This is a genomic window from Virgibacillus byunsanensis, from assembly GCF_042675965.1.
Taxonomy (GTDB): Bacteria; Bacillota; Bacilli; order Bacillales; family Amphibacillaceae; genus Virgibacillus_R; species Virgibacillus_R byunsanensis.
Genome location: NZ_JBHTKJ010000047.1, coordinates 1 through 19910 on the forward strand (window position 1 = coordinate 1; position 19910 = coordinate 19910).

The 19910-nt window shown below is 36.5% G+C and carries 21 protein-coding genes and 1 pseudogene; 4 read left to right on the top strand and 18 right to left on the bottom strand.

The window, feature by feature from the left end; all coding sequences use genetic code 11:
* Nucleotides 1–68: pseudogene (locus ACFQ3N_RS15595) on the bottom strand (IS200/IS605 family transposase); the annotation flags it as partial.
* 164 nt (nt 69–232) lie between these two features.
* Nucleotides 233–415, bottom strand: coding sequence for a hypothetical protein (locus tag ACFQ3N_RS15600; protein ID WP_390363467.1), 183 nt, complete (start codon nt 413–415; stop codon nt 233–235).
* Nucleotides 416–1740: 1325 nt separating this feature from the next.
* Here ACFQ3N_RS15600 and guaC point away from each other — a divergent pair.
* The gene (guaC, locus tag ACFQ3N_RS15605) at nt 1741–2724 is read left to right on the top strand and encodes a GMP reductase (RefSeq protein ID WP_390363468.1); all 984 of its coding nucleotides are present in this window, start codon (nt 1741–1743) and stop codon (nt 2722–2724) included.
* Nucleotides 2725–2834: 110 nt separating this feature from the next.
* The gene (locus ACFQ3N_RS15610) at nt 2835–3296 is read left to right on the top strand and encodes a divergent PAP2 family protein (protein ID WP_390363469.1); all 462 of its coding nucleotides are present in this window, start codon (nt 2835–2837) and stop codon (nt 3294–3296) included.
* 31 nt (nt 3297–3327) lie between these two features.
* Here ACFQ3N_RS15610 and ACFQ3N_RS15615 read toward each other — a convergent pair whose 3' ends face one another.
* Together ACFQ3N_RS15615 and ACFQ3N_RS15620 are read right to left on the bottom strand one after the other, a co-directional pair.
* Nucleotides 3328–4233 (bottom strand): cation diffusion facilitator family transporter, encoded by a 906-nt coding sequence (locus ACFQ3N_RS15615; protein ID WP_390363470.1) that lies wholly within the window; start codon nt 4231–4233, stop codon nt 3328–3330.
* A gap of 372 nt (nt 4234–4605) precedes the next feature.
* Nucleotides 4606–5577, bottom strand: a complete 972-nt coding sequence (locus ACFQ3N_RS15620) for a Gmad2 immunoglobulin-like domain-containing protein (protein ID WP_390363471.1) — start codon at nt 5575–5577, stop codon at nt 4606–4608.
* 222 nt (nt 5578–5799) lie between these two features.
* Between ACFQ3N_RS15620 and ACFQ3N_RS15625 the strand changes: the two genes are divergently transcribed.
* Together ACFQ3N_RS15625 and ACFQ3N_RS15630 are read left to right on the top strand one after the other, a co-directional pair.
* Nucleotides 5800–6231 (top strand): S1 domain-containing RNA-binding protein, encoded by a 432-nt coding sequence (locus ACFQ3N_RS15625; protein ID WP_390363472.1) that lies wholly within the window; start codon nt 5800–5802, stop codon nt 6229–6231.
* 191 nt (nt 6232–6422) lie between these two features.
* Nucleotides 6423–7643, top strand: coding sequence for a dicarboxylate/amino acid:cation symporter (locus tag ACFQ3N_RS15630; protein ID WP_390363493.1), 1221 nt, complete (start codon nt 6423–6425; stop codon nt 7641–7643).
* A gap of 77 nt (nt 7644–7720) precedes the next feature.
* Here the strand turns inward: ACFQ3N_RS15630 and ACFQ3N_RS15635 are convergent, their stop codons facing one another.
* From ACFQ3N_RS15635 to ACFQ3N_RS15700, 14 genes are all read right to left on the bottom strand, one after another.
* Nucleotides 7721–8557 (bottom strand): 3-hydroxyacyl-CoA dehydrogenase family protein, encoded by an 837-nt coding sequence (locus tag ACFQ3N_RS15635; RefSeq protein WP_390363473.1) that lies wholly within the window; start codon nt 8555–8557, stop codon nt 7721–7723.
* On the bottom strand, nt 8554–9378 hold the full coding sequence (locus ACFQ3N_RS15640) for an enoyl-CoA hydratase-related protein (RefSeq protein WP_390363474.1): 825 nt from the start codon (nt 9376–9378) through the stop codon (nt 8554–8556). Before ACFQ3N_RS15640 ends, ACFQ3N_RS15635 begins: the two co-directional genes overlap by 4 nt.
* Nucleotides 9371–10264 (bottom strand): NAD(P)H-dependent flavin oxidoreductase, encoded by an 894-nt coding sequence (locus tag ACFQ3N_RS15645; protein WP_390363475.1) that lies wholly within the window; start codon nt 10262–10264, stop codon nt 9371–9373. Before ACFQ3N_RS15645 ends, ACFQ3N_RS15640 begins: the two co-directional genes overlap by 8 nt.
* Nucleotides 10257–11438, bottom strand: coding sequence for an acetyl-CoA C-acetyltransferase (locus ACFQ3N_RS15650; protein ID WP_390363476.1), 1182 nt, complete (start codon nt 11436–11438; stop codon nt 10257–10259). Before ACFQ3N_RS15650 ends, ACFQ3N_RS15645 begins: the two co-directional genes overlap by 8 nt.
* A 5-nt stretch (nt 11439–11443) precedes the next feature.
* Entirely contained in the window at nt 11444–11827 is a 384-nt protein-coding gene (locus tag ACFQ3N_RS15655) for a MaoC/PaaZ C-terminal domain-containing protein (protein WP_390363477.1), read from the bottom strand.
* Nucleotides 11784–12260: an FAS1-like dehydratase domain-containing protein gene (locus ACFQ3N_RS15660; protein WP_390363478.1), complete on the bottom strand. Its 477-nt coding sequence runs from the start codon at nt 12258–12260 to the stop codon at nt 11784–11786. Before ACFQ3N_RS15660 ends, ACFQ3N_RS15655 begins: the two co-directional genes overlap by 44 nt.
* A gap of 16 nt (nt 12261–12276) precedes the next feature.
* Complete coding sequence (locus tag ACFQ3N_RS15665; protein WP_390363479.1) at nt 12277–13323, bottom strand: phosphotransferase family protein; 1047 nt, start codon at nt 13321–13323, stop codon at nt 12277–12279.
* A gap of 24 nt (nt 13324–13347) precedes the next feature.
* Nucleotides 13348–14136 carry an enoyl-CoA hydratase/isomerase family protein gene (locus tag ACFQ3N_RS15670; RefSeq protein WP_390363480.1) on the bottom strand — a complete coding sequence of 263 codons (789 nt, stop codon included), beginning with the start codon at nt 14134–14136 and terminating at the stop codon, nt 13348–13350.
* Between the two features lie 19 nt (nt 14137–14155).
* Nucleotides 14156–14893 carry a 2-phosphosulfolactate phosphatase gene (locus ACFQ3N_RS15675; protein ID WP_390363481.1) on the bottom strand — a complete coding sequence of 246 codons (738 nt, stop codon included), beginning with the start codon at nt 14891–14893 and terminating at the stop codon, nt 14156–14158.
* A gap of 11 nt (nt 14894–14904) precedes the next feature.
* On the bottom strand, nt 14905–15438 hold the full coding sequence (locus ACFQ3N_RS15680) for a TRAP transporter small permease (protein ID WP_390363482.1): 534 nt from the start codon (nt 15436–15438) through the stop codon (nt 14905–14907).
* Nucleotides 15439–15455: 17 nt separating this feature from the next.
* Nucleotides 15456–16784, bottom strand: coding sequence for a TRAP transporter large permease (locus ACFQ3N_RS15685; protein WP_390363483.1), 1329 nt, complete (start codon nt 16782–16784; stop codon nt 15456–15458).
* A 146-nt stretch (nt 16785–16930) separates the two neighbouring features.
* Nucleotides 16931–18064 (bottom strand): TRAP transporter substrate-binding protein DctP, encoded by a 1134-nt coding sequence (gene dctP, locus ACFQ3N_RS15690; RefSeq protein ID WP_390363494.1) that lies wholly within the window; start codon nt 18062–18064, stop codon nt 16931–16933.
* Nucleotides 18065–18105: 41 nt separating this feature from the next.
* A complete protein-coding gene (locus tag ACFQ3N_RS15695) occupies nt 18106–18882 on the bottom strand; it encodes an enoyl-CoA hydratase/isomerase family protein (protein ID WP_390363484.1) in 777 nt (258 codons plus the stop codon).
* 21 nt (nt 18883–18903) lie between these two features.
* Nucleotides 18904–19884, bottom strand: coding sequence for an NADPH:quinone oxidoreductase family protein (locus ACFQ3N_RS15700; protein WP_390363485.1), 981 nt, complete (start codon nt 19882–19884; stop codon nt 18904–18906).
* Nucleotides 19885–19910 lie beyond the last annotated feature (26 nt).

Sequence of the window (19910 nt, forward strand, 5' to 3'; positions counted from 1 at the left end):
TATTTCACGACTAACACAAGATGATAATACATCAAGAATACTGAATGATTATTGCTGTCTAATTTCAATGTTATATCAATCCTTATACTTTATAATACTGATTATACCGTGATGGACAAAAAAAGCAAAAGAAAAAGCCTTTGGGCTGTCGCCCAACCGAAATTCATCTCCCCCTTACCGTTGGGCTACGCCCTTCACACACTTGAAGAGGGAGACTTCTTTCGGAAGTACGTTAAAATGGAGATGTTAGGGTGAAGTTATTTACTTCATGAAACTTGTACTTGAATGGGGTAATTCCGATTTTGTATACTAATCGTAATGCATTTAACCATATATTAATGGATTCAACAATTTTACTAGTAGATTTATACATACCTACCTTGTATTCCTTCCTGCTTTCACGGATCATCTTCATTAATTCCTTAACTTCATCTATTTCCTCTTGAATCGTTTCTCACTTCTTTCAAACAATTCTTTTGAAGAATTGACTTTTTCATTTTGAAGCCTCTCTTTCTATTTTCTTTCATTATACTGCTACAACTCAACCGAATCAATTTGCCATTCGTTCTTAAAATCTAATTTTAGGTATGAATCCATCGATGATCTGATTTTTTTCAATTGAAATTTCGCCTATTAATCGATTTTCTAAAGAGAATTCACATTGAAAAATCAATATTGCTAAGATGACTTAACTTTTTTATATGTCATCTTGTCAGAAGGAAGTTTATCAGCGAATTTTTAAATTTATCGGCTTTTTCTTGAGATTTATCAGCGACTTTCAACCCTTTATCAGTGAAAATTAAATTTTATCAGCGACTTTCAATGTTTTATCAGCATTTCCACTTTCTCGCTAGTCTCGCTAAAATTCATAGTAATGTCAAAGGAAACTTCCCCCAAATAAAAGCCCACGAAATAGCAGTCATGGACAGTGTATGTTTACTAATTACTTTTGATCGATTTAATAATGCAATACCACCATAAGAAAAGGTTGGATTTAATAAAAATTTGCCACTAGTAAAACATAACCGTAAATCATTAATGCAAAAAAATACGGAGCTTTTTAGACCAGCTTATAATGAAAAGATACAAATATGGCTTGATCACGTTTTATTGACGTGGCAATGGTGGATCTCCGTAGCAATTATTATAACTTGTTTACTAATTTGGATTTGGATACGAAAGAAAGAAAACGCGGATGTTTGTTTTATGCGGAATTTTTTTCAACTATTATCAGGGAATAACTTATCGGCTATGGGAATACAATTATGAATCCCCCCCAGCAGCAGGCTATATTCCTTGGAATATTTTATGATTCCAACGTTTGTTATGCTATTTTTGTTAGTTAAACCAACAGCCATGGTTAAAGGCAATTGTTTTAGGTGCAACTACCACATTTGTGGGTTTACCATTGCTTAACTGGTTAGGACTTTATGAAACTATAAATTGGCAATACGTTTATTCTCTTCCTAATCATGATGGTCATTTATCTTCTAGCCAGGGGAAATTTTCCAAACTTAAATAGAAATGCTTTATGCAATCATTAATATGAGTTAAAATTCACATCTGCCGAGATAGTATTAATGGATGGTTTTTTCCCTCCCCCCTCATTCGGAGAGTTAATATATACTTCATTCATTATCCTTAAATGCTTTGACATATGGAGCAAAATAAGGTAAATTATCAATGTACGAACAATTATATAATAATGTTAAATAATATTCGTTTTTAGGAGTGTTTAACTTGGAAAATGTATTCGATTATGAAGATATTCAGTTAATTCCTGCAAAATGTATTGTGAATAGCCGTTCTGAATGTGATACAACAGTGACCTTAGGTGGACATTCATTCAAATTGCCTGTGGTACCTGCAAATATGCAAACGATTATAGATGAAAAGATTGCAACTTCCTTAGCAGAAAATGGATATTTCTATGTCATGCATCGATTCGAACCCGAGAAGCGTATCTCATTTATTCATGATATGAGAAAACGTGGATTAATTGCTTCAATTAGTGTTGGGGTTAAACAAGATGAATATAGCTTTATCCAGCAATTATCCGAAGAAAAACTTACGCCGGAATTCATTACGATCGATATCGCGCATGGTCATTCCGACGCTGTAATAAAAATGATTCAGCATATTAAAAAATATTTACCTCAAAGTTTTGTTATTGCCGGGAACGTCGGTACTCCAGAAGCAGTAAGAGAATTGGAGCATGCTGGTGCGGACGCAACAAAAGTAGGTATCGGACCAGGGAAAGTATGTATTACAAAAATAAAAACTGGCTTTGGAACAGGCGGGTGGCAATTAGCTGCACTAAAGTGGTGTGCAAAAGCAGCAAGTAAACCTATCATTGCTGATGGGGGCATCCGCACACATGGTGATGTCGCTAAATCAATCAGATTTGGTGCTACAATGGTCATGATCGGTTCACTATTTGCTGGACATGAAGAATCACCTGGAGAAACTTTCGAGAAAGATGGAAAGCTTTACAAAGAATACTTTGGTTCTGCTTCTGAATTCCAAAAAGGTGAAAAGAAAAACGTAGAAGGTAAGAAAATGTATGTGGAGCATAAAGGTGCATTAGGAGATACACTAAAAGAAATGGAACAAGACCTTCAATCGGCGATTTCTTATGCTGGAGGAAGCAAGCTGGAATCCATTCGCCACGTCGATTATGTGGTTGTAAAAAATTCGATTTTTAATGGCGATAAAGTATATTAAATAGATGTAGCCTAAAGGTGAGCGAGATACTGTAATCTTGCTCACCTTTTGTTTGCTCATTTTGAATAAAAGATAGATTTATTTCTCATCCTATATCTTGAGGTGAGCATATGTTAAATCGATCATTACTAACAGCTTTAGTTGGGATTGGCACTGCGCAATTTTTAAAAGTACCTGTGAAATATATGGAACACGGTACTTGGGATTGGAAAAGACTTTTTGGCACCGGTGATATGCCAAGTTCTCATTCCTCAGCTGTTGCAGCACTTACCACTTATGTTGCCCTGAAAAAAGGCATTCCGTCGATAGATTTCGGTGTTAGTAGTATTTTCAGTTTGATTGTTGTATATGATGCAATGGGAATTCGAAGGCAAACGGGAGAAATTGCTATGGAAGTAAATGTATTAAACGAACAGTTAGAAAAGTTTGCCGATACCACCCCCGGTTACGATCACAAAAAACGTAAAAAGAAATTAGAAGAATTACTGGGACACATGCCCATTGAGGTAGTCGGAGGCGCATTACTGGGGGTCGCCATCGGAGCTATTAGTTATGCAACAGAAAAAAAGTAGGACAGGAAGGCTCTATAAGTTTGTAATCGTTCTAAAATGCCCATTTTCGGTCGTTTGTAAAGGAGAGAGTAAACCACTTATTATATCCTTCAATATGAAGCTCTGTGTCTAACTCTTCTCTGAGCACATCAAGCTCATCTACATTGTGTATAGTTGTTTCTTTACTTAAGACAAAGTTAATTTCAATAAAAATTGTTTTCCCAACCTTGGTGACTCTCGTAGCATCTTCGTAAAAGTTGTATTTAACTTTCGCTCGTTGCACGGCTTGTTCAACCTGATTTTGAATATCAGTTGATGGTGCCATCATTAATAACTCTTTGGCATTATTGATCAGCATTCGAATAGGCATTTTTAAAAAATAAAGTGAGACTATTAACACCATAGTTGGGTCAACATAGGGAGTTAAGAAGGATAACGTTGTCTGATTCAGCATAAGCGCCATTACAAAACCTGATAACACAGCTGCACTTAAAATAGTATCCATTAACCATTGTGCAGCTTCAGCTCTCACAAATTCAGAGTTTCCCTGTTTGGTCTTCATCATGAAATAAACGAACATGCACAAAACAGTAGCGATCAACGCATACATTGCGGCAGAACCTAAGGCAACGTCGCGCCCCCCTTTTAAAAGGTCAATAATCGAGGAAGAAACCGCAAATAGACACATCGCTATAATTGCACTTGCCTTAAATATAATAACTAAAGGTTCAATGATATCTTTACCATACTGGAATCGCTTTTGATCCTCTTTTTGAATAAATGAATAAGCGAACAATGATAATAAAGATAAACCAAAACTAATAAAGGAATACAGCCCGTCGAAAATAATCATTTGTGAATTTGCTATTATTCCCCAGGATATCCCCATTACAGCAAAAAACAATGCACCATAGGCAGATATTTTTAAAATGTTAGAATCTTGATTGTTTGATTTCATACCTAACCTTAACCTTCCATTTTAAGTACTGAAAATTAGCATATCAAAATATTGGAAGAATAACAAAAGCAAGCAATCAGAGTTCCGTTTCCTAACGCAAACATTAAAAATGTAAAGAAAAATAACGTATTGGTTAACATATTCGAAAAACAAATATAGAAGAATAGTCTTTATATCTGACTCTCTTGGTTGGATGTCCGTAACAATTGGTGAACTTTTTATATGCCGTGAACGGAAATAGGCTTATTGCTTTATACGATGCATAGTATACACAGTAATTTTTGCAAATAACAACAAGGGCGCATATCCTTTAATAAAGAATAGCGCCCTTTAATAGGAGTTATGTGGATTTGATAGTAGGGTTTTAGGAAGTTAGTCTATAACATAAACAGGAATTTGCAGTTCATTAATTCGGGATCCGTCTTGGGCACTTTCTTCAAAGAGGATTATGGTACCAGTGTAATCTGTGACATCATCAAGTTCAATAATAATCTCAAATGCCCCCCATTCAGGAGCGCCACCAGTAGCTGTAGTGAATCCTTCATCCAAAATAAAGTGTCCGTCTTCAAATTCGTATACTATCGTCCCTTCAAAAACCCTGGCTGACCCGCGAACAACAATTCGGTCTCGAACTTCAGCATGTGGTGCAGGTTGATAAATCCGAAAAGCTTCGTTTTGTAATACGATCTCATCTGTTGTCATATCATCAGCCCAAAGATAGCTCTCAGGATCATTTGCTACAATTGGGTCACCAGTATAAAAATGATCAAACAACGTTTCACTTACGTTCCCCTCCACTAAAATCTGCGTTTGGTCAAACCCAAATTGTTGCATCAACATGGCAATTTGTTCAACCAACATTAACTCACCACTTGAACCTAGATTGCTGTTTAGAATCTCATTTGAAAAACTTACATGTGCGATGCCGTCCACTTCTTCCAAATATTCAATCGTTACTTCAGAATTAATTAATCCTGTTAATTCTTCGTGTTCAGGTCCATTAATCCACGTAGTTAGTGCGGACATTGCCACCTGATCCCCTTGTTTTACCTCCACCTCTTGTTCAACACGATAAATATCCATTAACTCATTATCGGAGAAATAAAGAACCACTTGATGATTTTTAACCGTTGTTGGAGCCGGATCTTCTTCAACAGGTTGTTCATCTTGTTCCTCTACTTCAGTAATATCCTCTTCATTGCTATGATTTTCTGTAGAGGGATCTGTTTTTTCTATATCTGATTGATCGGCTAAATCAGAACCAGTACTATCCTTTGAACAAGCAGCCAGCATGACAAGTCCAATCAACATGACCATCGTAAAAAAAAGGCTTAATTTTTTCATTTTACTCCCCCCTTCTATTTTTGATAAGGTGTGTTACTATATTCATATGTTGTATTTTTTTAACGGATACCAACAGTACCTGTATGACGTTTATTAAATACGATTTGAGGAATACTCCTTGATGAAAGGTTAAATTAATAATCTATTGCTCAACAAATATTGATAATTTCATTTAAATTTGTTATAATAAGTTGGTTTTATAATTAATGAGGGGGAACTTTTTTGTCAGTTGAAGTAGGTAGCAAGGTGAAAGGTAAAGTAACAGGTATCACTAATTTCGGAGCATTTGTAGAAGTACCAGGCGGCACAACAGGCCTTGTCCATATCAGCGAAGTAGCTGATAGCTATGTGAAAGATGTTAATGATCATCTTAAATTAGGTGATGAAGTTGAAGTAAAAGTGATTAACGAGAAAGATGGAAAAGTTGCATTATCAATCAAAAAAGCAATTGATCGACCTGCTGGAGAACGTCCAACACGCCAGGGAAGAAGTGGCGGAAACTCTAAAGACTTTCGTCCAAAAGGTAAGTTTAAGCCAAAAGAAAGCTTTGAAGATAAAATGGCTAATTTCTTAAAAACGAGTGAAGAAAACCTATCTACACTTAAACGCAGCACCGACACAAAGCGTGGCGGTAGAGGCGGTAGACGCGGATAATTAAATAATTGATCTATAGATAAAAGGCAAGCCTGCATAAGGGCTTGCCTTCTTTGTCGTGAGAGCAAATTCCCTAGATGGAGTTCTTAATGTTATACACAAAACATATTTATTTAATAGGATTCAAGGTCTGTAATACACCTCGAATCACTCATAAAAATTCTTAAAGGAGGTAGTTCTTAGTGGCGAAAATTGGAAAAATTGGGTTACTTCCGCAAATTTTAATTGCGTTTGTAATCGCTATCATTGCTGGGGTTATTTTTGGACCGAGCATTGAAGTTGTTCAACCATTAGGGGATCTGTTTTTACGTCTCATTCAATTCATTATTGTTCCCTTAGTTGCATCTTCGCTCATTGTAGGTGTTGCTAGTACTGGAAGCATGAAAACGCTTGGAAGAATTGGTGGAAAAACGATCGGTTATTATATTGGCACTACACTTATTGCCGTTACAATCGGTCTAACTGCTGGCTTATTGTTCTCCCCTGGATCAGGTGTCGATATCTCCAATCCTGGTGAAGTACCAGAAGCTACAGAAACAGGAAGTGTTGCCGACATATTTTTAAACATTATACCTACCAATCCACTTGAAAGCTTATCAACCGGGAATATTTTACAAATCATCTTCTTTTCCCTTTTCTTAGGTATTGGTATTACAATAGTAGGTAAAAAAGCAGATCCGGTGTATCACTTCTTTGATGGACTTGCAGAGATTATGTATAAAATCACCTGGATAATCATGAAGCTTATTCCTATTGGTATATTCGGTTTATTAGCTCCGATCATTGGACAATACGGATTATCTGTTTTGCTTCCTTTAATCAAGTTAATTTCGGTCGTTGCCTTAGCTTGTATTGTCCATGCGTTCGTAACTTATTCGATCGCCGTCAAAACGCTTGGAAAAATGAACCCATTTCAATTTTTCAAAGGAATAGCACCAGCGAGTTTAGTTGCTTTTAGTACACAAAGCAGTTCAGGAACACTACCAGTTACCATAAAATGTACCGAAGATAACTTAGGCGTATCCAAAAAGATTTCTAGTTTTGTTTTACCATTAGGTGCGACCATTAATATGGATGGAACATCGCTTTATTTAAGTGTTGCAACCTTGTTTACCGCACAAGCATTTGGAGTTGAGCTATCCTTTGGGCAAATGTTAATGGTCGTTCTCATCGCAACCCTCGGTTCTATTGGAACAGCTGGAGTACCAGGGGCTGGATTGGTTATGTTAGTACTTGTTTTAACTGCTGTAAACCTACCTCTAGAAGCTATTGCACTCATCGCAGGTGTCGATCGTTTCATGGATATGTTCCGTACCGCTACCAATATCACGGGTGACGCGGCAGGGGCTCTAATCATTGGCAAATCAGAAGAAAGTGCCATTAAACACGATCCAAATTCTGAAGCCAGCTAATTAATTAGGCGCATGATATTCATGCGCCTCTTAGTACTCCATATATTCTAAAAGTTTGCTAAATGAACACACGTTTTTTATATGTACTCATAAAATCCTTTACCACTTTTTCTTCCAAGCTCTCCAGAAGAAACCATTCTTCTCAACAATTCTGGCACTTTATATTTTGGATCTTCTTTCTTATTATATAAAGCTTCCTGAATATGCAGCATGGTATCTAATCCAATCATGTCAGCAAGCCAAAGTGGTCCAATTGGATGATGTGCACCTAACTTCATACCTTTATCAATATCTTCAGGGCTTGCAGTTCCCTCATCTACTAACAAAATCGCCTCACATATCATCGGAACTAAAAGACGATTTACGACAAATAAAGGAGTATCAATAACACGTATACTTTCTTTATTAGCATTTGCAACTAGACCTTCTACTTTTTCAAGTGTCACATTTGATGTCAGTTCTGTGCCCGTAACCTCGACTAGTTTCATTAGTGGAACTGGATTAAAAAAATGTAAGCCACATACACGATCACTCCGCTGTGTAACAGCAGCCAATTCCGTAATTGATAGACTAGAAGTGTTAGATGCTAATATCGTTTTGGGGTTACATAATTTGTCTAATTCTTTAAATACTGCCTTCTTTACATCTATATTTTCAGTTATAGCTTCAATTACGATATCGGCATCCTTTAGGGAATTCTTATTAGTTGTAAATTCTACTCGATTTAATACATCAATCACTTGTATATCCTTTTGCTTTTTGGACAATTTATTTAAACTTTTTGACATGGTGTCCTGTGCTGATTTTAACTCCTTCTCACTAAGGTCTATTAAAACAACATCATATCCACTGATTGCAAAGACTTGAGCTATTCCGTTCCCCATTATTCCTGATCCTAATACTCCTATTTTCATCTTTTCTCCTCCCCTTTAAAAAAATCTGGTACATCGCTAATTTTTAGCGGAAATTTAGCAGGTCTTTTTTCTAAGAACGACTGAATTCCTTCTTTTGCATCTGTATTGTTTCCAGCCCAATAAAGAAACTTAGACTCTATAAGATGGGATTGGTAAGGGTGATCTTCACTTGTCATTTTCCATAACAACTGTCTGACTAATCTATTAGAAGTAGCAGCCGTATTTTCTGCTATATCTTTTGCTATTTCATAAGCTTTTTTCAATGGTTCCTCTTCTTCATAGTGAACCAAACCATGCTTAACTGCTTCTGAAGTAGGTATATAACGACCAGTATACATCCATTCCAACGCCTTACCGATTCCAACAATACGTGGCAAAAACCAACCTGAAGCCGCCTCAGGCCCAATACCCAGTTTTGAGAAAACAAACCCGATTTTAGCATCCTTTTTTACAATCCGTATATCCATTGGGAGTGTCATCGTCAAACCAATTCCCACTGCCGGACCATTAATCGCTGCAATGATTGGTTTTTGTAATTCGTATACTTGTAAACTAAGTTGGCCACCACTGTCTCGATACTCATCCTCATCTTTACTAGAGGTGAAGGTTGCTTCCCCTTCACTTAGATCCATGCCCGCACAAAAAGCCCTACCTTCACCAGTCACAATAATGACACGAACATCATCATTGTTATTAGCATTTTGATAAGCGTGAATCAGCTCTTCACTCATTTGATCCGTGTATACATTCAACGTGTCAGGAAGGTTTAAAATGATAGTCATAATTCCACTCTTTAATTCCGTTCTAATTGTTTCATACAAAATCAGATACCCCCTTTTTATATTCTTTTATCAGTTGACCTATGATTTCCTTTGTTGTTTCACGTTTTTGGACTGTGTTTATTCCATGTCCTGCAGACCAAATATCCCTCCATGCCTTTACATCAACTAAGTGAGAAAGGTCGACATCTTCTCTCGACTTCAATGTTTTTGGATCAATACCTTGCTGTATTAAACTTGGAATTAAGATATTCGCATGTACCCCACTAAATGCACTGGTATAAATAATATCACTCACAGTCTTATCAATTACCATTTGTTTATATTCATCCTGTGCATTACTTTCATTTGCTGCTAAAAAACGGGTTCCCATATAGACATAGTCTGCCCCCATTAACTTTGCGGCCGCAATATCTTTCCCTGTGGACATACCACCAGATAAGATGATTGTTCCATCATAAAATTGTTTTACAACATTGATAAAAGAGAATGGATTTAATATTCCACCATGCCCACCAGCACCAGCGCATACGAGTATAAGTCCGTCTACTGCAGTTTCTGCAGCCTTTTTAGCATGTTTAACCGTTGCAACATCAGAATAAACTATACCACCATAGTTATGTACAATATCAATGACATCTCCAGGATTACCAAGAGACGTAATCACAATAGGGGGTTTATACTTTTCTATCATATGAAGGTCACTATCATACCTCTTGTTTGATTTTTTATGGCAAATAAAATTAACCGCCCAAGGAACTTCGCCTAGTTCATTATTTACTTGTTCCATCCATTCTGCACATTTTTCTATAGGGCGTGCATTTAAGAGTGGAAAGGAGCCAATTACACCAGCTTTTCCAGCTTCAATAACCATTTGTGGAGTGGAGACCAAGAACATTGGTGCGATTATCAATGGCAGTTTAGACATTTTCAATCACCATCGCAATTCCTTGTCCTCCACCAATACACAAACTTGCAACTGCAAATCTGCCATTGCGGCGTCTTAATTCATAAGAGGAAGATAGTAGAATTCTAGCCCCACTCGCTCCTACGGGATGTCCAAGAGCAATGGCACCTCCGTGGACATTTGTTTTTTCACGATCCAGCCCTAACTCTTTTTCTACTGCCAAATATTGTGCAGCAAACGCTTCATTCACTTCTACTAGATCCATATCATCTAACGTAAGGTTTGCATGATCTAGTGCTTTTCTTATAGCAGGAACTGGCCCAACTCCCATAATAGTTGGATCAACACCTGCAACAGCCCAAGATACAATTCTAGCAACAGGTTTTAAACTATTTTCTGTCACAGCCTTATTGCTTGCTATGATCATTGATGCTGCACCATCATTTATACCTGAAGAATTCCCTGCCGTTACTGATCCACCCTTAACAAAAGACGGTCTAAGCTTACTCATGGATTCTAAAGTTGCATTTGGTTTAATATGTTCATCTTCCTTCACCAGGACACTGTCTATTTTCTTCTTCACCTCAACTGGAACTATTTCTTCTTCGAAAATATTAGTAATAAATGCCTTTTTGGCGCTATTATGTGACTCAATAGATAATTGATCCTGTTCCTCTCTCGAAATATCGTATTTCTCCGCTAACTTTTCTGCAGTCATTCCCATACCCATTCCTGTATATTCATCGTTCAATGTTGCTAACAACATATCCTCGAACGCTAAATCTCCCATTTTAGAGCCTCCAAAACGTTGTTTAAAATTAGAATATGGAGACTGGGACATATTTTCAGTACCACCTGCTAATACAATATTGGCATCACCTACCAAAATATGCTGTACAGCTGTAACGGCTGCTTGCATTCCAGAACCGCATAAACGGTTTAACGTTAGAGCTGGAATTTCTTGTGGAATTCCACTAAGTAAACCAATATGTCTGGAAACATAGGATGCATTTCTTCCAGTGTGAATTACATTACCATAGATTACATGATCCACTTGTTCTGGGTTGACTTTTGATCGATTTAAAGCCTCGACTGCTGTTGCTTTTCCAAGTTGTGTTGCACCAGTATTAGCAAATGATCCACCAAATTTGGTGAAGGCAGTACGTGCACCATCCACAATATAAACATCACTCATTCTCTCTACCTCCTTTTATCAAAAAGTTCAAACGAACCCTTTAATTTTATTTTATTATTTCCATCTACTACCTCAACTTCGCCCTTCATTAAATTATGGTTAACACTTTCATCATTCAAATAGCCTTTAATAGTCAACAAGTCACCAGGATATATAGGTGCCATAAAGCGAACCTGAAATGAATTCATTTTTCCATAAGAAAACCATTTATCAATTGCCTGTGAAACTAGACCCATCACATACATTCCATGAGCGATAACACTAGGATGTCCCATCTTTAATGCTTCTTCAGGAACCGTATGAACAGGATTGAAATCCCCAGAAGCTCCAGCATATTTCACTAAATCAATCGGTTTTATTGGCTCTTTTGAAAGTGTCTTTTCTATCACTTGGTACCTCCCCTGTATCAATCAACGTAGACTTGCTGACTAAAACGATTGCAGAAAATTGATTTTTATAAATCGTTTTCAAATAATAAAATATCTTATCACCTTTATATTCCTTTCCCTCCACTTTAAGCGTAGCTGTGACCGTGTCATTGGCACAAATATCCTGAATATACTCATATGTTTGTTCACCGTGTAATACATTTTCAGATTTAAGATCAAGTTCTTTAAAAAACTGATAATAATCTCTTTCATTTGAGTATTCAATAACAGTTGCAAAGGTTGGTGGGATTGGAATATCACTATACCCTTGTTTTTGTGCTTCATTCCTATCAAAATAAATAGGATTTATTATACCTATAGCTTTTGCAAAAGCATTTATCTTTCCTGCTTCTATCTTAAAAGGCTTATAATAATGGACAAGTTCCTCTGTCATATTATCACTTCTTTATTCACAAAATTTTATTTTCCCGTGTTAAATTTGCCATTTCAAAATTATTTAAGACTGCCTTATTTAGATGCTCGAATCTAGGATCATCCAATTCCCCTTTTATCCATCTGTAATAAATTTGTTGCAATATAACACCTAATTTATAAAAACCGAATGCTACATAAAAATTAATACCAGAAACATCACGGCCACTCATCTTGGCGTATTTTTCCACTAATTCCCGACGATCGTAAAAGCCTTGTTGATTCGTTACGATATTAATTCCTAAATCGGGATCACCCGATTGTCCCCAATAAGCTACTGTTGAACCAACATCTGTCATTGGATCACCAATCGTGGAAAGTTCCCAATCCAACACTCCGTTCACTTTACTAGGATCTTTTAAATCTAATAAAATATTGTTTAGTTTAAAATCATTGTGAACAATCGTTGTCTCCGAAGTGGTAGGAATATTTTTCAAGAACCAATCTTCTAATTCCTTAACATCTTGATAGTCATCTGTTTTCGAGTGTTTATATCGCTTCATCCATCCATTTACTTGCCTTTCCAAGTATCCTTCTGGCTTTCCAATATCCGTTAAATTTGATGCTCTATAATCAATTGATTGTAATTCTATTAAAGCTTTTAAGATACTATTCGAAATGACTGATCCAGCTTCTACAGTACTTCCATATACGGCTGGTAATTGATCGTCAATCGCAATGCCCTCTTTTTTCTCCATTACATAAAAATGCCTTCCCATAATATCAGGGTCTTCACTATATATAAATGGTTTGGGCGCAAGTGGATATACATGGTTGATTTTGCTTAAAATAGTATACTCTCGCTTCATATCATGTGCTTTTCGTGGAATTTCTCCAAAGGGGGGTCTTCTTAAAACAGCTTCCCAATTTCCAAAATAGACCAAATAGGTTAAATTAGAGTAACCTTCAGAGAATTTCTTTACATTCATAGGGTTATTCGGAATTCCCTTTATCGATTCACGCAGAAACGCTTCAAACTTAGCCCAGTTTATATTTTTATCGTCTATTAATATACTTGCAGGCACCACATGCATCCCCTTTCTTTTCACTTACTTTCCTATGAATACCGCTCTTCGCTTTTCTCCAAAGGCATTTACTCCTTCTTTCAAATCTTCTGTTTGACATAGGTCTACAAAAGATCTCGTTTCTATTTCTTGTCCTTCAGCCAAGGAAACCGCAAATCCTCTGTCTATCGTAGCTTTTGCCTTTGAAACGGCTATTGGTGCTTTACCCGCAATTTTTTCTGCTAAGACCAATGACTCCTTCAACGATTCACCATTGGAAACAACTTTTTCTACTAGACCATTTTCATAGGCTTCTTCTGCAGAAATTATAACTCCTGAAAAGATTAATTCCTTTGCTTTTCCAACACTAATCAATCTTGGCAGCCGTTGTGTACCTCCATATCCTGGTAATACTCCTAAGCCTGTTTCCGGAAAACCCATTTTTGCCTTTTGTTCTGCTATTCTAATATCACACGCAAGGGCTAATTCTAATCCACCACCTAATGCCAACCCGTTTATCGCACAAATGACTGGAAATGGAGCACCAGCTAATTTATCAAAAATCATTTTTCCTTTTTCCACTAAATTCTTGCCACTAACTTCATCAAGAGTAGAAAATTGGTTAATGTCAGCTCCAGCAACAAACGCTTTTTCACCCTTTGCCCGTATTATTAAAACTCTACACGCATCGTAACCAAGTACTGCATCTATGGCACTATCTAACTCATTTAATAGTTCATCAGTTAGTACATTTAAAGGAGGGTGATCTATCGTTAGAGTAGAAATGAAGTCTGATATTTCATATGACACAAAAGATAATCTGGATTCTTTCACTATTCATCCACCTTTCTATTTAAAAGCTTTCTTTTCTAAAATCGTTAATAAGTTTATCCCGTTTAAATACAGGCACTGCATTTACTTTTTCAAAATGATCTATCGTCCACTGTATGGAATTTTCAAAGCCTGTGTCCCTAAGGAGATGAGATGTTTCGCTGTCTAGTAAGTTATTAAAACTCTTTGATTTAGCATGTTGAAAGGCATCTCTTGCTAATTTTGCTGAATCAGAAAGCTCATATATTCCTACCCTTACAAGCTTATCAATTAGATGTCCTGCACCTACAAAGTCTTCCATTGAAAATCGACCTGCATTTCCTGAACAAACAATAATAATGGATGAATCATCCGTTTGTGAATCAATTACTTCGGCAATTCGGTGCCCATTAATAAGAGAAGAAGTATATAAAACTTTTGCTTGCTTTGCGTTTTCGATTCCTATCGTTCCATTAGTTGAGCATATAATGGCTGCTTGCTCTTGCTCAGATGGTTTGATAAGGCTAGGGTCAGGATATAAAAATCCCTCTATTAATTCACCATTAGTCTCACCCAATAGTAGAAAGTGACCTTGTTGCTGTTTGACTGCTTCTAATGCCTTTTTAGCATCCTTTACTGCATAAACAGGCTCATAATTATTTTCTAATAAATAAGCAATTGTTGATGTTGCAAGAAAAACATCCACGACTACTGCAGTACAACTACTAATTGAGCTTGAATCTACTAATTCTTTTTGCGTTATGACATTTACTTTTCGCATACAATCAACCTTTATTTTTTATCTTCACCTTTGAATAGAAATGATGGTTGCTTTTCAATTAAGTTCCTTATAAGAATAAATATGTTCTCCACAATAATTAATCCAAATGCAATAGGTACGAAGAAGAATATTGGATAAAGCGGATAGAGTGTTCCTGCAGCAGGAAATGCTATTTCTCTTTCCAATCCGTTCAACGCATACTCTAAGGAAAATTGAGTCATTAAAATGAGAACAAAAATTTCAATAAGTACCATCCCGATAATAATAAACATTTTTGTTTTGTTTTTAAAACGCTCTATTAACATATCCATTTTTGGCAGAACGCCCGACGAGTAGACATACGCTAAAGAAGGAAAAACGACAATAGGCATAAAATAGTTCTGAACAATTTCAAATCCACCATTAATCGAATTTTCTACAATATTTCTTAAAAAAACGTCATAGACAATGAATAACATCATACCAATAAGACTAATTCCGCTAATCCAGACACCAATAATTTTAATGTAATCGAAATATTTATATACACTTAATACGCCTTTCATAATATTCATCCTTTCCTTCAAGAATCCATTGAATCAGGTAAAAACGTTGCTATTTCTGGAAACGAAATCATTAATCCACAAACAACTACCAATACTGCAACCGCAAATACCATCCCGATTCGAAATATCGGCTCTAGTCGGATTTTACTAACTCCTGCTACTGCGTATACACTTAAGCCAACTGGAGGAGTGATCAATCCAATCGTACAGATAATGCCTACAAACACTCCAAACCACAATAAGTCAACTTGAAGTTCTGTAATAATAGGTAGAAGTACAGGGATTGACATCAATATGACAGCGGCCCCTTCAATGAACATGAACATGATAAATAGAATAGCGGAAATAATAACCAAAACTAGTGCTGGCGTATCCATGATTGGTTCTAACAAGGCAATTATTTTTCTCGGTAATAATGATAAGGATACAAATCGTCCAAATATTTGAGCACCTATCATAATTAACATAACCATACCGGTTAATTTAATTGTTTCCACAACAGATTTTTTGATAAAAGTAGAATTTATCTTCCCTAGGACAAGCGCTGCCAATAATCCTGCAAAGGCACCAACAGCTCCGGCTTCGGTCGGTGTAAAAATCCCAGAATAAATTCCTCCAAATATAATGAGCATAATTAGAAGAGAAACAGTTCCGGCAGCAGAAAGCCGCAAAACAGAAACCTTATAATCTGATTGTTCCTCAGTGGATGCAACTTCATCATCTATCTCCACTTCATTTTTATCCACTTTAAAATACACTAACATTACCAAAATAAAGACTATCATAACCAATATTCCAGGGATGATAGCACCTATAAACAATTGACCAACTGGCGTTTCAGTAGCTACACCATAAAGGATGAGAATAATACTAGGAGGAATAATACCTGATAAGGAGCCCCCTGCTGCTGCAATAGCACCTGATAATGGAGCACTGTATCCATGTCTGCGTAATTCTGGTATTGCCACTTGCCCTAATGAAGCTGCTGTTGCTGTTCCCGATCCAGAGACAGCTCCTAGTACTCCACCAATCATAAGTGTTAATATTCCTAAAACACTGTTTTTACCTCTTGATGCTCTATTTACTATATAAAAAATATCTTTTACAATGTCAGACTGGAGGATAAATTGTGCCATTAAAACGAACAAAGGAATAGTAGTTAATGTGTAGCCCGCAACACGATTAAACGGTTCATTACCTAATAATCCTGGCAGAATACTAAAGCCTTCCAATAAAATCAGACCTATTACACCGCTTGCAAATAAAACGGAGTGAATATACAAACCTGATACTAGAAAAAGGACTAACATTGTAAGGATAATTACTATAACCACAAAACTACTCATTACATACCCCTACCTTTCAAGTATTCAAAACAATGTAGAAGATCTTGTCACTTTCTCATGCTTTAGCACAATAGAACAAAGGTTAAAATTTATATACCAAAGTCTGTGACAAGATTCTTCTAAACTAATTTATTTCTGTTAATCTTTTATTCTATATTTTTTAAGCTATCCGGAACATCGCCGCCCTGTTCAATGATAATGTCACGCCATAAAACAATTAATTCATTTCCAGGTAGGCCTTGCTCCTCTAGAATTTCTGCATAATCCAACCATGTTTTTTCAATGCCTTCATTAAACAAGTCTTGAACTTCTTGATCTAAAGAAGTAAATTCTACAAACTGTCCACCATCTTCTTTATTTTGGGCAATTGCCTCTTCTGAACGATCTATCCATTCCTGAGCACCCGGTGAAAAAATTTCTTCATTCGCTTGAGTCATTGCTTCTTGAACATTTTCAGGGAATTCATCCCACTTTTCTTGTGTAGTTCCAATAAACGCATTAAAATGCCCAAAATTTATATCTGTAACTGTGTATTTGAATAACTCTTCAAAACCATATCCAGACCAATCGGCTATACTATAATAGCTTCCGTCAAATGAACCCCTGCTTAATGCATCGAACATTTCAACTGCTGGCATCGTAACACTATTTACTCCAATTGTTTCTGAATACATTTCATGAATTCTTGAAGGCGTACGTAGGGACGTTCCTTCTACATCACTTGCTGAATCGAATTCTTTTCCCGTTGTTGAAATTGAATATTCCTGAGTTGTCGAAATTGGAAATACTTTAAACTGATCGAACTGCATCTCGGAATACGTTTTACCGTCTTCTAGTTCTACATCACTTGTTAACAACGCCTGCCATGCATTAGACCCGATATGTGCATCGGAATGTGCTAAAGGAAGCATCGTCACTTCGGCCATTGGATATTGATCGGGCTGGTAGATAGGTAGTATTAGCCCCACATCTATAGTTCCATTCAGAACTGCATCTGCTTCATCTGGAACAGCTACAAGCTCTCCACCTGAAAAGGTTTCAAATTGAACTTGACCATCTGTTAATTCTTCTACTCGATCCATCCATGGCACCATATTATCAGACCACCATGCGTGCTGGGAGCTAAGTCCAGTAGCTGCACGTAATTCAATAACTTCAACAGCCTCTCCATCTCCATCTTCACCGTCTCCGTCTTGATCAGTTACTGTCTCCTCACTATCAGAACATGCACTAAGAATAAAGAAAACGCTTACAACAAATAAAAGAAGAATACTTTTCATGTTTCTCACTTTAAAACCTCCCAATTTTTTTAAAATACAAACTATCTACCGGTAAATTCAGGTATTCTTTTTTCAAAAAAAGCTGAAATCCCCTCTTTATGATCTTCCGTCTGAAGCATCATCACTTGAATAATATTTTCTTGCATAAAAGCTGTCTCCTGGTGAAAGTTAGGGACATTATTAACAAGATATTTTACATACTTATTAGCAATCATGGGACCATTAACAACAAAATCCGCAAACTTTTCTGACTCTGAAATAACATTCCCTTTAACTATTCGATTAACTAACATATGGGATTCTGCCTCATTAGCTGTAAGTGTCTTCCCAGATGATATCCATTCCTTTACTATAGGAGACGAAACTCTCTCCGTAAGCGTTTTAATTAAGCCTAAATCAGGGATTAATCCGATATTTGTAAAACTTAATGCGAATTTTGCATCTGTATCAGCAACAATGAAATCTGAAGCTAGTGCTATACTGAATCCAGCACCTGCAGCATAACCATGAACAGCTGCTATGACGTATTTATCAACATCCATTATTTTCTGGGAGAGTCCGGACACATACTCTACCCATTTTGCTGCTTCCGATGCTCCTGAAATGTTTTGCATAGTATCAATTGATCCGCCAGCACAGAAGGATTTACCATTTCCAGATATAATTATTACATTGACATCTGGGTTTCTTGAATACTCCTCAAGATAATGAATAATTTCTTCTACTAGTTCCCTTGACAATGCATTTAATTTATCGGGGCGGTTCAACATAATATGACCAATTTTATTATTCACTTTCACTTCTACTAATCCGCTCATATTCTCCTCCATTCTAGTTTTTTAAGGGGTTACTACTAATTTCCCCCATGTCTTGCGACTAGCTAGTAAATCTAAAGCTTTTGGTACGTCTTCAAATGCATAATGTTGATAAATTAGTGGTTTAATTTTTCCTTTTTTGTACAAATTCATCAACTCCAAATGAGCCTCTTTAACCTTTTCAGGAAACAACCTTCGAAAATAGCCAAAATGAATACCCACTAGAGAATAATTTTTTATAAGCATATGGTTCGTTGGTACATCAGGAATTGTTCCACTTGCAAAGCCAATGAGCAACAACCTACCGTCAAATGCAATACATTTTCTTGATTTATGAAAAACATCTCCACCAACTGGATCAAAAATGACATCTGCACAATGTCCTTCTGTTTCTTCTTTCACCACTTTCACAAAATCTTCGTCTCGATAATTAATAGCCACGTCTGCTCCCATCTTTTTACAAATTTTTACCTTTTCATCAGAACCAGCTGTGGCAATCACCTTAGCACCTAGAACTTTCCCAACCTGTATAGCAGCAGATCCGACTCCTCCTGATCCCGCATGAACAAGAAGGATTTCACCTTCTTTCAATTGTGCTTTCTTTTTCAAAGCATAATAGGCGGTATGGTAGGTTATATACATCGATGCTGCCTGATTATATGGAAGTTCATCAGCAAGTGGATATATATTCTCTTCATTCACAATAGCCCATTCTGTAAACCCTCCATTCGGAAGTCCAGTAGTAGCTAAAACACGTTGCCCTAATTCACTGTCTACACCTTCACCTACTTCATCAATAACTCCAGCTATTTCAGCACCTGGCGTAAAAGGTAATGATGCCTTCTCTTGATACTTTCCTTGACACTGTAATATGTCAAAGAAATTTAATGAAAAAGCCTTCACTTTCAACAAAACTTCACCTTTTTTAGGTACAGGTTTTGGAATTTCTTTTATTTCAAGAGCTTCTTCAGGATCACCTAATTTAGAAACAAACCAAGATTTCAATATATCACCACCTAATAATCGCTAAA